The sequence below is a fragment of the Flammeovirga kamogawensis genome (genome assembly GCF_018736065.1).
In the GTDB taxonomy this organism is placed as follows: Bacteria; Bacteroidota; Bacteroidia; order Cytophagales; family Flammeovirgaceae; genus Flammeovirga; species Flammeovirga kamogawensis.
The window spans coordinates 1498045-1512751 of record NZ_CP076128.1 but is presented as its reverse complement, the minus strand read 5'-3'; the positions used below and the strand labels follow the sequence as shown (position 1 = coordinate 1512751).

The 14707-nt window shown below is 34.0% G+C and carries 13 protein-coding genes; 4 read left to right on the top strand and 9 right to left on the bottom strand.

The window, feature by feature from the left end:
- Positions 1-12: 12 nt before the first annotated feature.
- The 6 genes from KM029_RS05905 to KM029_RS05880 form a co-directional block, all read right to left on the bottom strand.
- Positions 13-999 (bottom strand): FAD-binding oxidoreductase, encoded by a 987-nt coding sequence (locus KM029_RS05905; protein WP_144072387.1) that lies wholly within the window; start codon positions 997-999, stop codon positions 13-15.
- Between the two features lie 3 nt (positions 1000-1002).
- Entirely contained in the window at positions 1003-2274 is a 1272-nt protein-coding gene (locus KM029_RS05900) for a nucleotide sugar dehydrogenase (protein ID WP_205125417.1), read from the bottom strand.
- On the bottom strand, positions 2275-3477 hold the full coding sequence (wecC, locus tag KM029_RS05895; RefSeq protein ID WP_144072385.1) for a UDP-N-acetyl-D-mannosamine dehydrogenase: 1203 nt from the start codon (positions 3475-3477) through the stop codon (positions 2275-2277). It lies immediately after the preceding gene.
- 98 nt (positions 3478-3575) lie between these two features.
- Entirely contained in the window at positions 3576-4709 is a 1134-nt protein-coding gene (gene wecB, locus KM029_RS05890; protein WP_144072384.1) for a non-hydrolyzing UDP-N-acetylglucosamine 2-epimerase, read from the bottom strand.
- Between the two features lie 281 nt (positions 4710-4990).
- Positions 4991-5464, bottom strand: coding sequence for a UpxY family transcription antiterminator (locus KM029_RS05885; RefSeq protein WP_158630970.1), 474 nt, complete (start codon positions 5462-5464; stop codon positions 4991-4993).
- Positions 5465-5483: 19 nt separating this feature from the next.
- Entirely contained in the window at positions 5484-6017 is a 534-nt protein-coding gene (locus KM029_RS05880; protein ID WP_144072382.1) for an ArsR family transcriptional regulator, read from the bottom strand.
- 1217 nt (positions 6018-7234) lie between these two features.
- Between KM029_RS05880 and KM029_RS05875 the strand changes: the two genes are divergently transcribed.
- Positions 7235-7537, top strand: coding sequence for a nucleotidyltransferase family protein (locus KM029_RS05875; protein WP_126612171.1), 303 nt, complete (start codon positions 7235-7237; stop codon positions 7535-7537).
- The gene (locus tag KM029_RS05870) at positions 7530-7892 is read left to right on the top strand and encodes a HepT-like ribonuclease domain-containing protein (RefSeq protein ID WP_144072381.1); all 363 of its coding nucleotides are present in this window, start codon (positions 7530-7532) and stop codon (positions 7890-7892) included. Before KM029_RS05875 ends, KM029_RS05870 begins: the two co-directional genes overlap by 8 nt.
- 479 nt (positions 7893-8371) lie before the next feature.
- Here KM029_RS05870 and KM029_RS05865 read toward each other — a convergent pair whose 3' ends face one another.
- Positions 8372-9286, bottom strand: a complete 915-nt coding sequence (locus tag KM029_RS05865) for an Rpn family recombination-promoting nuclease/putative transposase (RefSeq protein WP_144072380.1) — start codon at positions 9284-9286, stop codon at positions 8372-8374.
- A 429-nt stretch (positions 9287-9715) separates the two neighbouring features.
- Here KM029_RS05865 and KM029_RS05860 point away from each other — a divergent pair, with 429 nt between their 5' ends.
- Both KM029_RS05860 and KM029_RS05855 read left to right on the top strand, forming a co-directional pair.
- A complete protein-coding gene (locus KM029_RS05860; RefSeq protein WP_144072379.1) occupies positions 9716-10003 on the top strand; it encodes a type II toxin-antitoxin system HigB family toxin in 288 nt (95 codons plus the stop codon).
- On the top strand, positions 10000-10362 hold the full coding sequence (locus KM029_RS05855; protein ID WP_144072378.1) for a helix-turn-helix domain-containing protein: 363 nt from the start codon (positions 10000-10002) through the stop codon (positions 10360-10362). The genes KM029_RS05860 and KM029_RS05855 overlap by 4 nt, the downstream gene beginning before the upstream one ends.
- Before the next feature lie 352 nt (positions 10363-10714).
- Here the strand turns inward: KM029_RS05855 and KM029_RS05850 are convergent, their stop codons facing one another.
- Together KM029_RS05850 and KM029_RS05845 are read right to left on the bottom strand one after the other, a co-directional pair.
- Complete coding sequence (locus KM029_RS05850; protein WP_144072377.1) at positions 10715-14110, bottom strand: hypothetical protein; 3396 nt, start codon at positions 14108-14110, stop codon at positions 10715-10717.
- Complete coding sequence (locus tag KM029_RS05845) at positions 14061-14372, bottom strand: hypothetical protein (protein ID WP_144072376.1); 312 nt, start codon at positions 14370-14372, stop codon at positions 14061-14063. The genes KM029_RS05850 and KM029_RS05845 overlap by 50 nt, the downstream gene beginning before the upstream one ends.
- Between the last annotated feature and the right edge of the window lie 335 nt (positions 14373-14707).

The window sequence follows — 14707 nt, the reverse complement described above, 5'->3', positions numbered from 1 at the left end:
TATTTATGATTATTAGTTAGTACAGATAAAGGCATCTGCATAGAAATTTGATTCTTCTAATCCATTTTCAAGTAAAAGTACTTTGGCATCTTGAATCATCTGATCAGATCCACACGCAAATACCTGAGCTTCTTTCAAATTGGATATATCTTGTAGTAAACTATTTTGTACGTAACCTTTTTCTCCAGGCCAATTACCTTGAGGTTTAGATAAAACAGGTGTAAAAGTAATATCAATAGTATTAAAGCTATTTGACCAAAAGAGGTCTTCTTCATGTCTTGCACCGAAGTACACATTGACACTTTTATTTTGAATTAGTTCGGGATTTTTATCAAAATATTGAAGAATAGCATTAATAGGAGCAATACCAGTTCCAGTTCCTAAAAAGATTAGTTCTTTAATAATTTCTTTTGGTCGATAGAAAAATGAACCTAAAGGTCCTTCCATTCTTAATAAATCATTTGGTTTCGCCTCATTAAACCAATACTGACTCATTTCACCACCTTTATAGTTCTTGATGTAAAAAACTAAAGATTTGTCATTAAGAATTTCAGCAATAGAATAACTTCTTTTTGTAGTCCCTTTTATCAAATTAATATATTGTCCTGCATTAAATTGAAAATTGGCAGTAGGGGGGAGTCTGAGGATAACTTTTATAACATCCTTAGTAAGCTGTTCAATTTTGTTTATTTTAGTAGGAACTACTTTTGATTCATAAAGTTCAATATCTCCTAAATCTTCTATATCTAAAGAGATATCAGATAATGCTTTTGTATTACAAGATAAAATATATCCTTCTTTTCTTTCTGAATCAGTTAATATCAAATCATCTTCAATTTGTATTGTTTGACCATCTAGTACTTTTACTTTACAAGCACTACATCGAGCTTTTAGGCAACTGTGTTCAAGGTAGATATTATTCTTTTTTGCTGCATCGAAAATGGTTTCATTTTTATCACAGATAAAAGATTTATTATTTTTTAATGTAATAATATACATAAATTATAATCTATCAGAAATAAGTTCTTTTGGTAATACACTTTTCACATCATAAATAATTGTAGATGACGATTTAAGAGCATCCCAATCTAAATTTTTAAATTCGGCATGTGAAACGGTTAAAACTATAGCACTATATTCAGAAGAGATTATCTCTATTAAATCAATACCATATTCAGCTTTTACCTCTTCTTTAGAAGCATAAGGATCATAAACATCTAAATCAACACCAAATTCTTGAAATTCTCGGATAACATCAATAACTCTAGAATTTCTAATATCAGGACAATCTTCTTTAAATGTGATACCTAATACCAATACTTTACTATTCTTAATAGCATGTCCCTCTTTAAGCATCAATTTAATTACTTGATTTGCTACATGAGGTCCCATACTGTCATTAATACGTCTACCTGCTAAGATTACTTCCGGATGATATCCTAATGCTTCAGATTTATACGTAAGGTAATAAGGATCAACACCGATACAGTGTCCACCAACTAAACCGGGACGAAAAGGGAGGAAATTCCACTTTGTACCTGCGGCTTCTAATACCTCTAAAGTATCAATACCTACCTTGTCAAATATCTTTGATAACTCGTTTACAAAAGCAATATTTAAATCACGTTGAGAGTTTTCAATCACTTTCGCTGCTTCTGCCACTTTTAAGCAAGAGGCTTTGTGTGTTCCTACCGTCACAATAGAAGCGTATAGACTGTCTACTACATCAGCAATTTCTGGAGTAGAACCAGAAGTTACTTTCATGATGTTATGTACTCTATGTACATGGTCACCTGGGTTAATTCTTTCTGGAGAATAACCTGCAAAGAAACCTGTATTGAACTTTAAATTTGATGTCTTTTCTACCACTGGAATACATTCTTCTTCCGTACACCCAGGGTATACTGTAGATTCGTAAATAACAATGTTCCCTTTAGAAATTACTTTCCCAACCGTCTCACTTGCTCTTTTAAGTGGCGTAAGGTCTGGTGTTTTGTATTGGTCTATTGGTGTAGGGACAGTAACAATGTATATATCACAGTCTTTTATGTCATCTAGGTTATAAGAATAAGATAAGCCTTTAGCTTCTTTCATCTCCTCAGTGGTAACCTCTAATGTTGTATCAATATTTTTTTGTAGTTCTTGGATTCTTGGTTGGTTAATATCAAAGCCAACAACTTCATAACCATTTTTACCGAATTCTACTGCTAGAGGTAGGCCTACATAACCTAAACCGATGATACCTAATTTTTTAGTCTTAATATTCATCTCCATTTACTTCTTAATCCCACAGAAATCCAAAACAGTTGCATTCGTATTCACAACTAAATCCTTAAACTCATCATGAGCAACTAAATAAGCAATAATATCCGCTTTTTCTGCAGCAACTTTATAATCTGTTAATTTATAAACTGGATGTTCCACAACGTTAGGCTCTACTATATAATGCACCTCTTGGTTAGCATCTTGTAACACCTTCTGAGCAATGTATTTAGCTGGAGCCTCTCTTAAATCATCAATATTTGGTTTAAACGCTAAGCCCATTAAAGCAACAGATGGTTTGCGACCGTGCTTTAATTCAAATTCTAGTTTTGCTGTTTTGATTTTCTCCGCACACCAGAAAGCTTTATAGTTATTGATCTCACGAGCTTTACCAATTATCTGAGATTCCATAGGGTAATCTGCTACAATAAAGTATGGGTCTACTGCAATACAGTGTCCGCCCACACCACAACCTGGCTGTAAAATATTTACACGAGGGTGTTTGTTGGCCAATTCAATCAATTCCCAAACATTGATATCTGCTTTATCACAGATTAAAGATAACTCGTTAGCAAAAGCAATTTGTACATCTCTAGATGAGTTTTCTACCAATTTACACATTTCTGCTGTACGTGCATTGGTAGGGTGTAATTGTCCTTTTACAAAATTGGCATAAAAGTCAATTGCTTTTTGAGTAGAACTTTGGTCAATACCACCAATTACTCTATCGTTATGCACTAACTCATACATTACATTACCTGGTAATACACGTTCAGGACAATACGCAATATGTAATTTGTCTTTTAGTTCAGCCCTTTCAGAATAGATAAGATTGGCCATTTTTTCTGTAGTACCTACAGGAGAAGTGGATTCAATAATATATAAATCACCTTCTTTTAATAAAGGCAATACTGCTTTCGTTGCGGCCTCTACAAATGAAATATCAGGCTCGTTTTTATCTTTAAATGGAGTAGGAACTACAATAAGGTAAACATCTCCTTCTATTGGTGTAGTGCCTGCTTTTAAATACCCTTCTTTTACTGCATTGGCAACAGCGGTATCTAATTCTGGTTCTACAATATGTATTTTTCCTGCGTTAATGGTGTCTACTACCTTTTGATTGATGTCTACGCCATGTACAGCTACTTTATTTTGTGTTATTAATGCTGCGGTGGGGAGGCCGATATATCCTAGGCCGACTACTGTTACTTTCATTGTTATTTAGTTTTTTAAGTATTTTTCTTCGTAGATAGTATGAACTAATTTTGTTCCATTATCATAAGTCCTGGGCTTATGATAATGATTAGAATATCTTAATGTGGGACTACCTCTAGTTCTCTCATGAAGTTTACAACTCTCTGACTTGCTTTACCATCTCCGTAAGGATTGTGTAATTGGCTCATCTGTTTGTAGCGTTCTTCATTTATTAGGAGGTCCAGTCCTTCTGAAGTGATTTTTTCTGTGTTTGTGCCTACAAGAATTACTGTTCCTGCATCTACTGCTTCAGGTCTTTCTGTAGTGTCTCGCATCACTAATACAGGTTTACCTAGAGAAGGAGCTTCTTCTTGAACGCCACCACTATCGGTTACAATTAGTTTTGCTTTGTCCATTAACCATACAAATGAAGGGTACGATAGTGGATCTATTAAATGTACATTGTCTACGTCAGATAGTATTTCGTAGACTGGTTTTTGTACATTCGGATTTAAGTGAACAGGGTAGATGATTTGTGCATCCGACTGTTCTGCTATATTTTTTAATGCTTGGCAAATATTTAAGAAACCTTGTCCGTGATTTTCTCTACGGTGTCCTGTAACAAGCACAAGATCTTTAGAAGTATCTACTAAGTTTTTTAATTTTTCAATTTCAGGGTGGTTTTCTAATTGATTCACTTTCTCTACACTAAAGTAAAGTGCATCAATTACGGTATTACCAGTTACCAATATATTTTCTGCAGGTGTCTTTTCTGATAATAAATTCTCCTCTGATGTTTTAGTAGGGGCGAAATTATAATCAGCAATACGTCCAGTAATTTGTCTATTGATTTCTTCAGGGAAAGGTGAAAGCTTATTGTACGTTCTTAACCCTGCTTCAATGTGACTTACTTTTGCACCACCATAAAAAGCAGCTAAACTTGTCGCCATGGTTGTCGTTGTATCTCCATGTACAAAAACATGATCAGGCTGAAATTCATCTAAGATGGGTTTCATACCCGTAATAATGTCGGCAGTTAGTGTAAATAGATTCTGATTGGGTTTCATTAAATCCAAATCGTAATCTGGAGTAATTTCGTAGAATTCTAATACTTGATCAAGCATTTCTCGGTGTTGTGCGGTTACACAAACCTTTGTATCAAAATTTCCTTGATCTTTTTGAAATTCTTTGACTAGAGGTGCCATTTTTATAGCTTCTGGTCGGGTTCCGAAAACGAGTAATATTTTTTGCATGGTAGTTTTCTTCATTTTTTCCATTGCTGCAAAAACGAAGTAAAAAAAGCTAAGCTTGGAATTCAAAAGCTAAATTTATTTTTAGTAAAGCGGAACAATTCAAACTCGGCTAAGGCCTCAAACAGTGAATTGTACTATTCGCTTTCTTTTTAATAAATTTTAAACGCTTTTGCCTTCAAGGCTGTTTGTTATAAATTGTGACCTTTGTTTTTTTTCTACGAGCTTCATTCTCTCCTTATCATCAGCCTATATCTTAAGTCTTGGGTTGATGATAAGGAGGATTAGAGCGTATCTATATCTTCATGTTGACATACCAACTTAATTCCCAATTCAGGTAATATAAGTGTGATATCTTTTTTATTTATCTTTAAAACATTGGCTTCAGTACCATCAAAGTTTCCTTTTTTAATGAGTACACGATCGCCAGAAGTGAGATCTGCCATATTTACTGTACTTGTATCAGAAAGCTCACCCATAAAACGTTGAAACGCTTCTATGTGCTCATCTCTAAGAACAGCCGGTTTCCCTTGCCAGAAAACAAAGTTTAAGGCAGCAGGATCTTTCAAGGCCTCCCAACGGAGATTTTCTTGAATTCTAATAAATACATAAGAGGGAATTGCGGGGAGCGTAACCTTTTTTTTACGGTCGCTCCATTGGCGAAGAGTGGTGTAAGTAGGGCAGTAGACTTCATAACCTCTATCTGCGAGGCGCTCTGCTACTTTTTTTTCTGCACGAGGTTTCGTGTAGATCGCCATCCATTGTATTGATTGTGTGTTAGTTTGCATTTGTATCTTCCCAAATTTTTAATGAGGGGACAGGCAAAGAATGTTCGTTAAATAGAGGAATACTTTCTATGGTATAGCGTATCGAACGCTTGATTGTATTCTCTACTTTATGGATGGTCGATTGCAGATACTCTTCATTTACTTCGCCTACAATCAATAACTCAATGGTTTTGTTATTGATGCCATTGGCTAGATCGCCTACTAAAAATACCTTTTGTACTTCACCAAGGTTGTTTAATACCTTTTCAATGATAGCATCAATACCTACATATTTTAATACAATGGTTTGTATGTCTGTATATAAAGGGTGCTTGGTGTTGGCCTTGAAAAGCTTTTTATTTCCTTCTACAAAAGACATCAGCATGTCTGCTTTTTCCAAACGGTTCAGCTCCACACGTACAGAATTGGTAGATTCTGAAAATTCAGTGGCTAACCCTCTAAGGTAAGATGTGTTTGTAGGATTGATAAAGAACTTTAGGAGTAATTTAAGGCGGGTTTTTGAAGTTATTAGTGCGTCTAGCAAGTGATTAAGAGTAGTTTGTTCCTTTGTTTTATTTATTATTTAGTTTGTACCGGGCATGGCTTCGCCACGTCAGTCACACAGTTTTTTCTTTTTGTATGACCTCTATTTCGTAACGAGCGTAAATTTGTGTGGTTTTTTTTTGTTTTCCAAGGGTGTGAGTATTTTTTTTACTCGTAATTTTTGTTAGGGGTGTTTTAATGGGTTGCTTGCTTGTCAATCGTGGTTGATCTTCATTTTTTCCATTGCTGAAAAAACGAAGCAAAAAAAGCTAGTCTGTGAATTCAAAAGCTAAATTTATTTCGTTTCATCGGAGTAATTCAAACTCGGCTAAAGCCTCAAACAATGAATTCCTCTAATCGATTTCACTTCATAAATTCTTGACGCTTTTGTCTTCAAGGACGTTTTGAGATGCTCGTTACGTTGCTTTTCAATGTAATGTTGTAAATGATGGGACTTCTGAAACATGCTAGATCTACTTATAAAATCTTCATAATCTTTTAATCCTTTAAATCTTGGTCCTTGTTGTTAATGGGTTGCTTGTTTTTCAATCGTGTTTCTTCATTTTTTCCATTGCTGAAAAAACGAAGCAAAAAAAGCTAGTCTGTGAATTCAAAAGCTAAATTTATTTTGTTCTATCGGAGGAATTCAAACTCGGCTAAAGCCTCAGACAGTGAATTACTCTTGTCGATTTCACTTTATAAATTCTTAACGCTTTTTTCTTCAAGGACGTTTTGAGATGCGCATTGTTTTGTTTTTCAATTGGGGTGGTGTAGTAGGTGTTTAATCATATACTAATTTGGAAATCGATAGTAAATCTTCATAATCTTTTAATCCTTTAAATCTTGGTCCTTGTTGTTAATGGGTTGCTTGTTTTTCAATCGTGTTTCTTCATTTTTTCCATTGCTGTAAAAACGAAGCAAAAAAAGCTAGTCTGTGAATTCAAAAGCTAAATTTATTTCGTTCCATCGGAGCAATTCAAACTCGGCTAAAGCCTCAAACAGTGAATTACTCTGATCGATTTCACTTCATAAATTTTTGACGCTTTTTTCTTCAAGGACGTTTGTTGTTGCTCGGTGTTTTGTTTTTCAATTGGGGTGATGTAGTTTTCGATTAATATATACTATTATGGGAATCGATGCTGTATCATCAGCCTATGGTTTCAACCGTGGGTTTTAGAAGGGTTATATATTGAGGGCGAAATTTCTTATCTTTGCATTATGAATATAATTAACGAAATTCATAGTATTCGAATACAAAACTTGTGTGAGAAATATAATGTTGAAAAATTATTTCTCTTTGGATCTGCAGTAACAGGTTCTCTAAAAAAGGATAGTGATATTGATTTTTTGGTGAGGTTTAAGAGGGGTGAGCTATCTAGTTATTTTGAAAATTATATGGCTTTAAAAGAAAATTTGAAATTACTTTTTAATAGACGAATTGATCTCGTTGAAGAGCAATCTCTTCGTAATCCAATTTTCATAAACTCTATTAATAAACAAAAAGAGCTTATTTATGGATAACAAAACATTAAAATGGTTGTTTGATATAAAGATTGCAATAGAAGAAATTGAAACTTATTTTTCAGACATACCTAAAGATTTTTTTGTTTATCGTGAAAACATAATGTTAAAAAGAGCAATTGAACGAGATTTGGAAATTATTGGTGAAGCAATGAATCGGATTATAAAATCAACTCCTTTAATTCAAGATCAAATAACAAGTGCTAAATCAGTAATAGGCTTGAGAAATCAAGTTATTCATGCTTATGATAATATTTCAGATGAAATGATTTGGTCTGTTTTAATAAAGCATCTGCCTATTCTTAAGAAAGAAATCGAAGTTCTTATTAATGATTTTAATATTTCAAAGAAATAAGTACACTTTTAACAAGTGTTATGCCCTTAGTCTTTGTATCAGTTTTCTTGGCGATGATGCTTTATCATCAGCCCATGGTTTCAACCGTTGGGTTCTTCATTTTTTCCATTGCAGCAAAAACGAATCAAAAAAAGCTAGTCTGTGAATTCAAAAGCTAAAATTTATTTCGTGTAATCGGAGCAATTCGAACTCGGCTAAAGCCTCAGACAGTGAATTACTCTTGTCGATTTTACTTTCATAAATTCTTGACGCTTTTGTCTTCAAGGACGTTTGTTGTTGCTCGATGTCTTGTTTTTCAATTGGGGTGATGTAGTAGGTGTTTAATCATATACTATTTTGGAAATCGATGCTGTATCATCAGCCCATGACTTCAGTCGTGGCTTCTAGAAGGTAGCAATTTTTATCCTATTTCATTTGGAAATCGATAGTGAAATCTTCTTAATCCTTTAAATCTTGATCCATCCTTGTTGGATGTTTAATTACAATTGTAACTTTTTCACATCTTCAAGAGTTAACCCAGAATATTTAGAGACTATCTCAATTGATAATCCATCAGAGAGCATTTTTTTTGCAGCTTTAATGGCATTGTTGTACTCGCCTATTTCAATTCCTTCTTCTTTTCCAATCTCTCTACCTTTTTCTCTTCCAATCTTAATACCAATCTCAATTCCTTCACCTTTTGCAGTATCTAGAGAATTTTTTAGGTCTCTGTAATATTTTAAACTGTCTTCGTAGGAGAGGAGCTCTTGTTTTGTCATTTTTGAAATTTCGGCCGTTTGAAAGAATTGTTCAAATATTTTTTCTTGTAGTTCTACTGGGATTCGATCTAGTTTATTAAGGTTTCTAATAACGTAAAGCCATTTTTCATATCTGTTTTTAAGTTCAGTAATGTCTTTATTAAATTTAGGCATTTCTAAGTATATAAATGTGAGCTTATCATAGAATACTTTATTTGTATCTATATCTGTGAGCTTTACATCGTATCTGTATTTTTCTTTGTTCTCTTTATCTTCATCAAATACAAAATCTAATATGCCAATGGTGTAAACAGCTTTTAATTCATAATTCCAGTTAGATCTTTTAGCTTGTTCTACAATAGGGAAGGTTGAATAATAGAGTGTTCTATCTTTAAAGAAATTTTGTTTCGTTTTTTGCAATTCAACAATAAACTTTTCTCCTTTATCATTTTCACAATAAAGATCAAATATTGCTTTTCGATCTACATCGCTAGATCCTAAATGTTCATTTTTTAAGTAGGTGAGTGTTTTAATTTCTCCTTCTTGTTCTTTTAGAAGTTCATTTAAGAAATCGATAAGTATATTTTTATTAGGTTCATGTCCAAAAAGTCGTTTGAAGCCGTAATCTGTAAAGGGGTTAATATATTTGTCTTGCATGATTGTATCTATTTATAGTGTTACATTTTACTTTGTAATTATCCTGAATTTATCATTTTGCAAGATACAAAAATCTGTTCTTCATTTTTTCCATTGCTGCAAAAACGAAGCAAAAAAAGCTAGTCTGTGAATTCAAAAGCTAAATTTATTTCGTTCTATCGGAGTAATTCAAACTCGGCTAAAGCCTCAGACAGTGAATTACTCTAGTCGATTTCACTTCATAAATTCTTTACGCTTTTGTCTTCAAGGACGTTTGGTGTTGGTCGGTGTTTTGTTTTTAAATGGGGTTATTTCGTAGATATTTGTTCGCATATTTTCTGGGAATTGATGTTTCATTATCAAACCATAACTTTAGTTGTTGATATCGTCCTGCTTTAATAGGTGTATACAAATTTGGTAATTTAATACTCAATAATGTATATTTGTTTTATGAGGATCATAAGTGAAAAAAAGATTAAAAGTTTTAAACATTTTGATCAAAATCATATTGTCTTTAAAGGATTTATAAAAGACCTCAGGAAGGTTGAACCCAATAATTTTGGAGAATTAAAGCAAGTTTTTAGCGATGTTGATAATGTAGGTAATAGTAGGTATGTATTTAATGTGAAATCATTTCGAATTATTGGTATTGTTCGTTTTAATATTCAAACTGTATTTATTCGATTTATTGGTACGCACGCAGAATATGATACAATAAGAAATATCAAAGAATTATGATTATAGAAACAGAAAAGCAGTATTCCGTAGCTTTAGAAAAGATGGAAGAATTATTATTAGTGACGAATGATTCAATGAAGAGTGATCATCCTGATGTATTGTTATTGAACATGATTGCGGATCAAATAGATTTGTATGAGAAAGAAAACAATCATAAGGTAGCAGAACCTTCTTTAATTGAATATATCGAATATAAATTAGCTGCATTAAATATTAATAGAAAAGAGGCTAGTAATTTATTGGGAGTTAGTGCTTCTAGGTTTAGTGATTTTATGAATGGTAAAAAGAAGTTAACGATTACTTTTGCTAAGTCATTACATAGTAAGTTAGGGATAAGTTATGAAATTATTATGCAGTAGTTTTTTTTAACTCGCTGTACTTAGACAGAAGGTTGCTTTTCAATTGTGTTTCTTCTTCATTTTTTCCATTGCTGAAAAAACGAAGCAAAAAAATCTAGTCTGTGAAGAAAAAAGCTAAATTGATCTTCAGTTGCCTAAATGATTCTAAACTCGCTTCTCTCAGACAGAGAATCATTTTTAACGGCGCCTTTTGATAAATTCTTTACGCTTTTTTCTTCAAGGACGTTATGAGATGTGCATTGTGTTGCTTTTCAATGTAATGTTGTAGATGATGGTATTTCTAAAACATGCTAGACCTACTTATAAAACCTTCATAATCTTTTAATCCTATAAATTCTTGTCTACGTTTTGGTTAGAACAGTGCTGTTAAGTTCATGCTTCCAATATGTATTACATCAGTATCTTCTGATTTTCTGCCATCGTATTGCATTCTGAGTTGTAAACCAGAGAAGAGGCTTTGTGTCCAAGATACGTTCCATTTAAAGTTGGTGCCAACGGAGAGTGCGTCGAGCATTTCGTAGGCTAGGGCTGTATTTTCTTCGCCGGTGTAGGATTGGAAGATGGCACTGGCTTTTGTACTGATAGTGAAGGCGGAAGCTTTGCTCCATTTGGCTTCTAGTGATGTTTCTTGGGTGTCTGTGAATTGAGAAAGGTTATTTTCATTTGTAATACCTTCTTTTCTTTTTAGTTTGTAACCAAGTGTGAAACGCATGTATATAGAGGGTTGAAGTGCTACTGATGGATGGAGGCTATATTCGTCAATGGTGTAATTTCTATCTGGTAGATATTCTGAAGCACTATTAATATCTCGTTGGGTTCCTTCTAGTTTGCAGGTGATTTTTCTACCTAAATTTACTCTTCCACCTAATGTGTACTGATGGTCTTGTCTATTTTCTCTGCCTTGGGTTAATAGTTGTTGGTTTTCTAGTATTACCACTCTGAAATCAGCACCATAGATGGGGTTGCTTCTGTTAAAAAACAGGGTGTTTCTTAGTGAATATTTATAGGCTAACATATCATTGGCGGCTGTGCTGTTTGGGAAAGGAGAGTAGCGCCCAAGGATATCTTCTGCTAATGATTTTTTATCGACTAGGAGTGCCGAGGTATTGGAAAATCGTGAGACTAACTTTTTAATGCCGATTTCTTTTTTCCAGTTTCTTGGTGTGGCTAATGTTAAACGTAAGTTTAAGGTAGCGCGGTAGGCAGGGAGGTATTCATCTGTTGGAGTGTAAAAACGAGCATATTGTCGTTCATCTGGGTTTTGGGCCAAGAAAAATTCATTTTGATCTTTAATTCCATCATTATTAAGATCACGCCAAGTATGTGTACCTTTGCCGTCTTCTACACGTACATATACAAATTCTCTAGCGAGTTCTCTACTAGAAGAAACCGTGTAAGTACCGTTAAGACGCCCAATTCCTTGACCAAAATTGAGTCCACCCACTATACGTCCCTGAATGCTTTCTTCATTTAATGGTGTTGAAGAAAAATAATCTGTCCATTTTCTATAAGTTAAGCCAATAGATAATTTCCCTTTTCGTCCTGTTTTACTAACATCTAGTTTATAGGTATCTGCTACCGTCTGTTTTTGTAATTTTCCCTCTTTCGGTGCATTGTCTTCACGATGTGCAAAACTCAATTGATAATTCCACTTTAAGCTATCTCCTTGTTTTAAATAAGCAAAATGTTCTTCGTAATTCATCCAAGATGAAGTGATAGAATCTGTTTGTACATACTTTGTTTGTTGTTTGTCTGTGGTATATCGATAACCTGGTTGAATGAAATCACCTTTCCAAAAAGTATGGGCAATCAGACGTTGCCATTGGGAATGTTGCTGTTCTTGTAATAGATCTGCCGACATCTCAAATCCTTTGATGTCCCAATTTAAGCGACCAATTGCATAATTGAGTTGTGCATTTTGTTGCCTACCGAAAATCACGTCTTCACGGTCACGATGAGCATATGAATAAGAAAAAGAACGCTTGTGTTTATCTACTAAGGTGATACCTCCTTCTGCGAAAAATTCATTTTTATAGGGAATACTATCGTATGTTAACGACCAATTCCTATCAAATTCTATGGAACGAAAACGATCAATTTGTCGAAAGTTTTCATCAATATACATTAGGTTTGCAAAAGTAGAAACATTGATTTTATCTGTAAGTTCTCTGTCTTTAGATGTAATATTTATTGCTATAGCCTGTCCTTGATCATCCCCATCATCCTTGTCAGAAAATAAATTTTGATCTTGGTTAGAAAATGCTCCTTCAACACCAATACTTTCATGCTTTGTAAGGTGAACTTTTCCTCCTAAAGAAATCATCTGCTTTTTATTTGGAGCCACCAAGCGCCTTACAGGTAAATACCGGCCTTGTCGTATTCCTTGTTCTGGAGAAACCCATTGGTAAACGCGCCCAAAAGGAGTGATTTCCTTTAGAATATAATTTCCTCTATTATTACCTACATCAGAAAACCCCGCACTATATAAAGGAGTGTCGTTTTCATTTGCCCTTCTAAGGCAAAGCGTAGGTGTACCGTCAGTTTGTAATGTATCGACCTTAGTATACAAAATTCTATTGGGGTCATACACCTTTACAGAATCAATAGCTGGAGCGATAGCATTTTGTAAGCTATCGCCAATACCTGCTAATATGTTTTTGTCTTCATCAGATAAAGAATAGAATAAGCTACTGTTTTTATCATCTTTCTCTTGATAAAAATTGAAATACCCCTCCCAAGTTTTTCCTTTCATTTGATGACTGGCCTCAAAAATTGTACGGCTGTAGTATTGTGTAGCGTATTCATAATCCACTCGAATACGTGTGTATTGGGTAATGAGAGTGTTTTCATTAAAAGTGATTTCTGATAAATTATAATCAATGGTATAATCATTATCAAAACCTCTTTGTTTTAACACGCCATCAATGTATACTTTTTCAGAGTTGGCAATTACCACAATATTAGACTCACCATTAGGACCTAAAAGGCGGTATGGACCTGTTACCCCATCAATAGGAGTAACATCAGCAGAATAAAATTGTCCTTTAGCAATAGAAATACCAGCTTTAGTGGTAGATTTAATTGCTGCAGAATCATGACCAATAAGCACCTTGACTTGTGCTCCCTGCGCATTTTTATTGTACTTTAAAAATACCCCAGGATCGTTTTTCATCACAATATCCCCAGCAGCCAGCTGAGCATTTTTGTGTTTTAGTTCAATATATACCTTATCAAAATCTTGAATTTGTTGCGTATTTCCCTCCGGTTGAAAAGGAATATCCTGATCCGTTAAAGTAGCAGTGAGTGCCACATCCTCCGTAATATTTCCCTGAAGCTGCAAGTTCATCGCCGAGTTTACAAAAACATCCTGACTATTTCCCATAGAAATACCCCTCGTTAAACTCCCTGTCTTCTGAATATTAGGTGCATAAAATAATTCCTCCCTTTTTTGTTGTTCCTGTACCTCTAATACATATTGATCATTGCTATGGTCTAAACCATAGCCCCCTTGAGCATAAATATCTTGCGAGCGATGATCTAATTTACTATTTAAATGAGGGGGTAGTACTCTATATTGTATCCGAACAGACGAGCTATTGGATTGAATAGTATCTTTGTTCACATCTAAAAACCAAATCTTTCCTTTTAAATCAAGTAGTGGAGTAACAACACGATAAGGTCCTTGAACTTCCACCACCTTAATAGAAGCAGGGTATACTGTTGCGGTATCTATTTGTACCCCATTCATACCTACCCATTTTTCCTTTAAGGTAGAAGATTGCCCAAACAATACATTCGGCAACATCAGGAATAAGAAGATAAGACAATAGTAATACTGCAACATACAGAAGTTTAAAAAGTGAAAGACGTATATGCTTTACATCTGATATCAAAAATAAAGAGGATACTTGTAAAAAAAAATAAGAGAAGGATATCGACATCTCAATTTGCTTACCAATTGAGAACCAAAAAGCATTCGTCCAATTCATATCAATTTTCAACCCAAACATAAATCATCGATTTCCAAAATAGTATATAATAATCGAAAACTACATCACCCCAATTGAAAACAAAACACCGAGTAACCAACAAACGTCCTTGAAGAAAAAAGCGTAAAAAATTTATGAAGTGAAATCGATTATAGGAATTCACTGTCTGAGGCTTTAGCCGAGTTTGAATTACTCCGATTGCACGAAATAAGTTTAGCTTTTAGCTTCACAGACTAGCTTTTTTTGCTTCGTTTTTTCAGTAATGGAAAAAATGAAGAACCACGATTGTAAAACAAGCCAACCAATTAACAACAAGAACCAAGATTTAACGGATTAAAAGATTATGGAAATTTTAT

Bases quoted from the DNA above. Each gene is read 5' to 3' on its own strand.
- KM029_RS05905 (WP_144072387.1), bottom strand. From the start codon at position 999: ATGTATATTATTACATTAAAAAATAATAAATCTTTTATCTGTGATAAA.
- KM029_RS05900 (WP_205125417.1), bottom strand. From the start codon at position 2,274: ATGGAGATGAATATTAAGACTAAAAAATTAGGTATCATCGGTTTAGGT.
- wecC (WP_144072385.1), bottom strand. From the start codon at position 3,477: ATGAAAGTAACAGTAGTCGGCCTAGGATATATCGGCCTCCCCACCGCA.
- wecB (WP_144072384.1), bottom strand. From the start codon at position 4,709: ATGCAAAAAATATTACTCGTTTTCGGAACCCGACCAGAAGCTATAAAA.
- KM029_RS05885 (WP_158630970.1), bottom strand. From the start codon at position 5,464: ATGGCGATCTACACGAAACCTCGTGCAGAAAAAAAAGTAGCAGAGCGC.
- KM029_RS05875 (WP_126612171.1), top strand. From the start codon at position 7,235: ATGAATATAATTAACGAAATTCATAGTATTCGAATACAAAACTTGTGT.
- KM029_RS05870 (WP_144072381.1), top strand. From the start codon at position 7,530: ATGGATAACAAAACATTAAAATGGTTGTTTGATATAAAGATTGCAATA.
- KM029_RS05865 (WP_144072380.1), bottom strand. From the start codon at position 9,286: ATGCAAGACAAATATATTAACCCCTTTACAGATTACGGCTTCAAACGA.
- KM029_RS05860 (WP_144072379.1), top strand. From the start codon at position 9,716: ATGAGGATCATAAGTGAAAAAAAGATTAAAAGTTTTAAACATTTTGAT.
- KM029_RS05855 (WP_144072378.1), top strand. From the start codon at position 10,000: ATGATTATAGAAACAGAAAAGCAGTATTCCGTAGCTTTAGAAAAGATG.
- KM029_RS05850 (WP_144072377.1), bottom strand. From the start codon at position 14,110: ATGAATGGGGTACAAATAGATACCGCAACAGTATACCCTGCTTCTATT.
- KM029_RS05845 (WP_144072376.1), bottom strand. From the start codon at position 14,372: ATGTTTGGGTTGAAAATTGATATGAATTGGACGAATGCTTTTTGGTTC.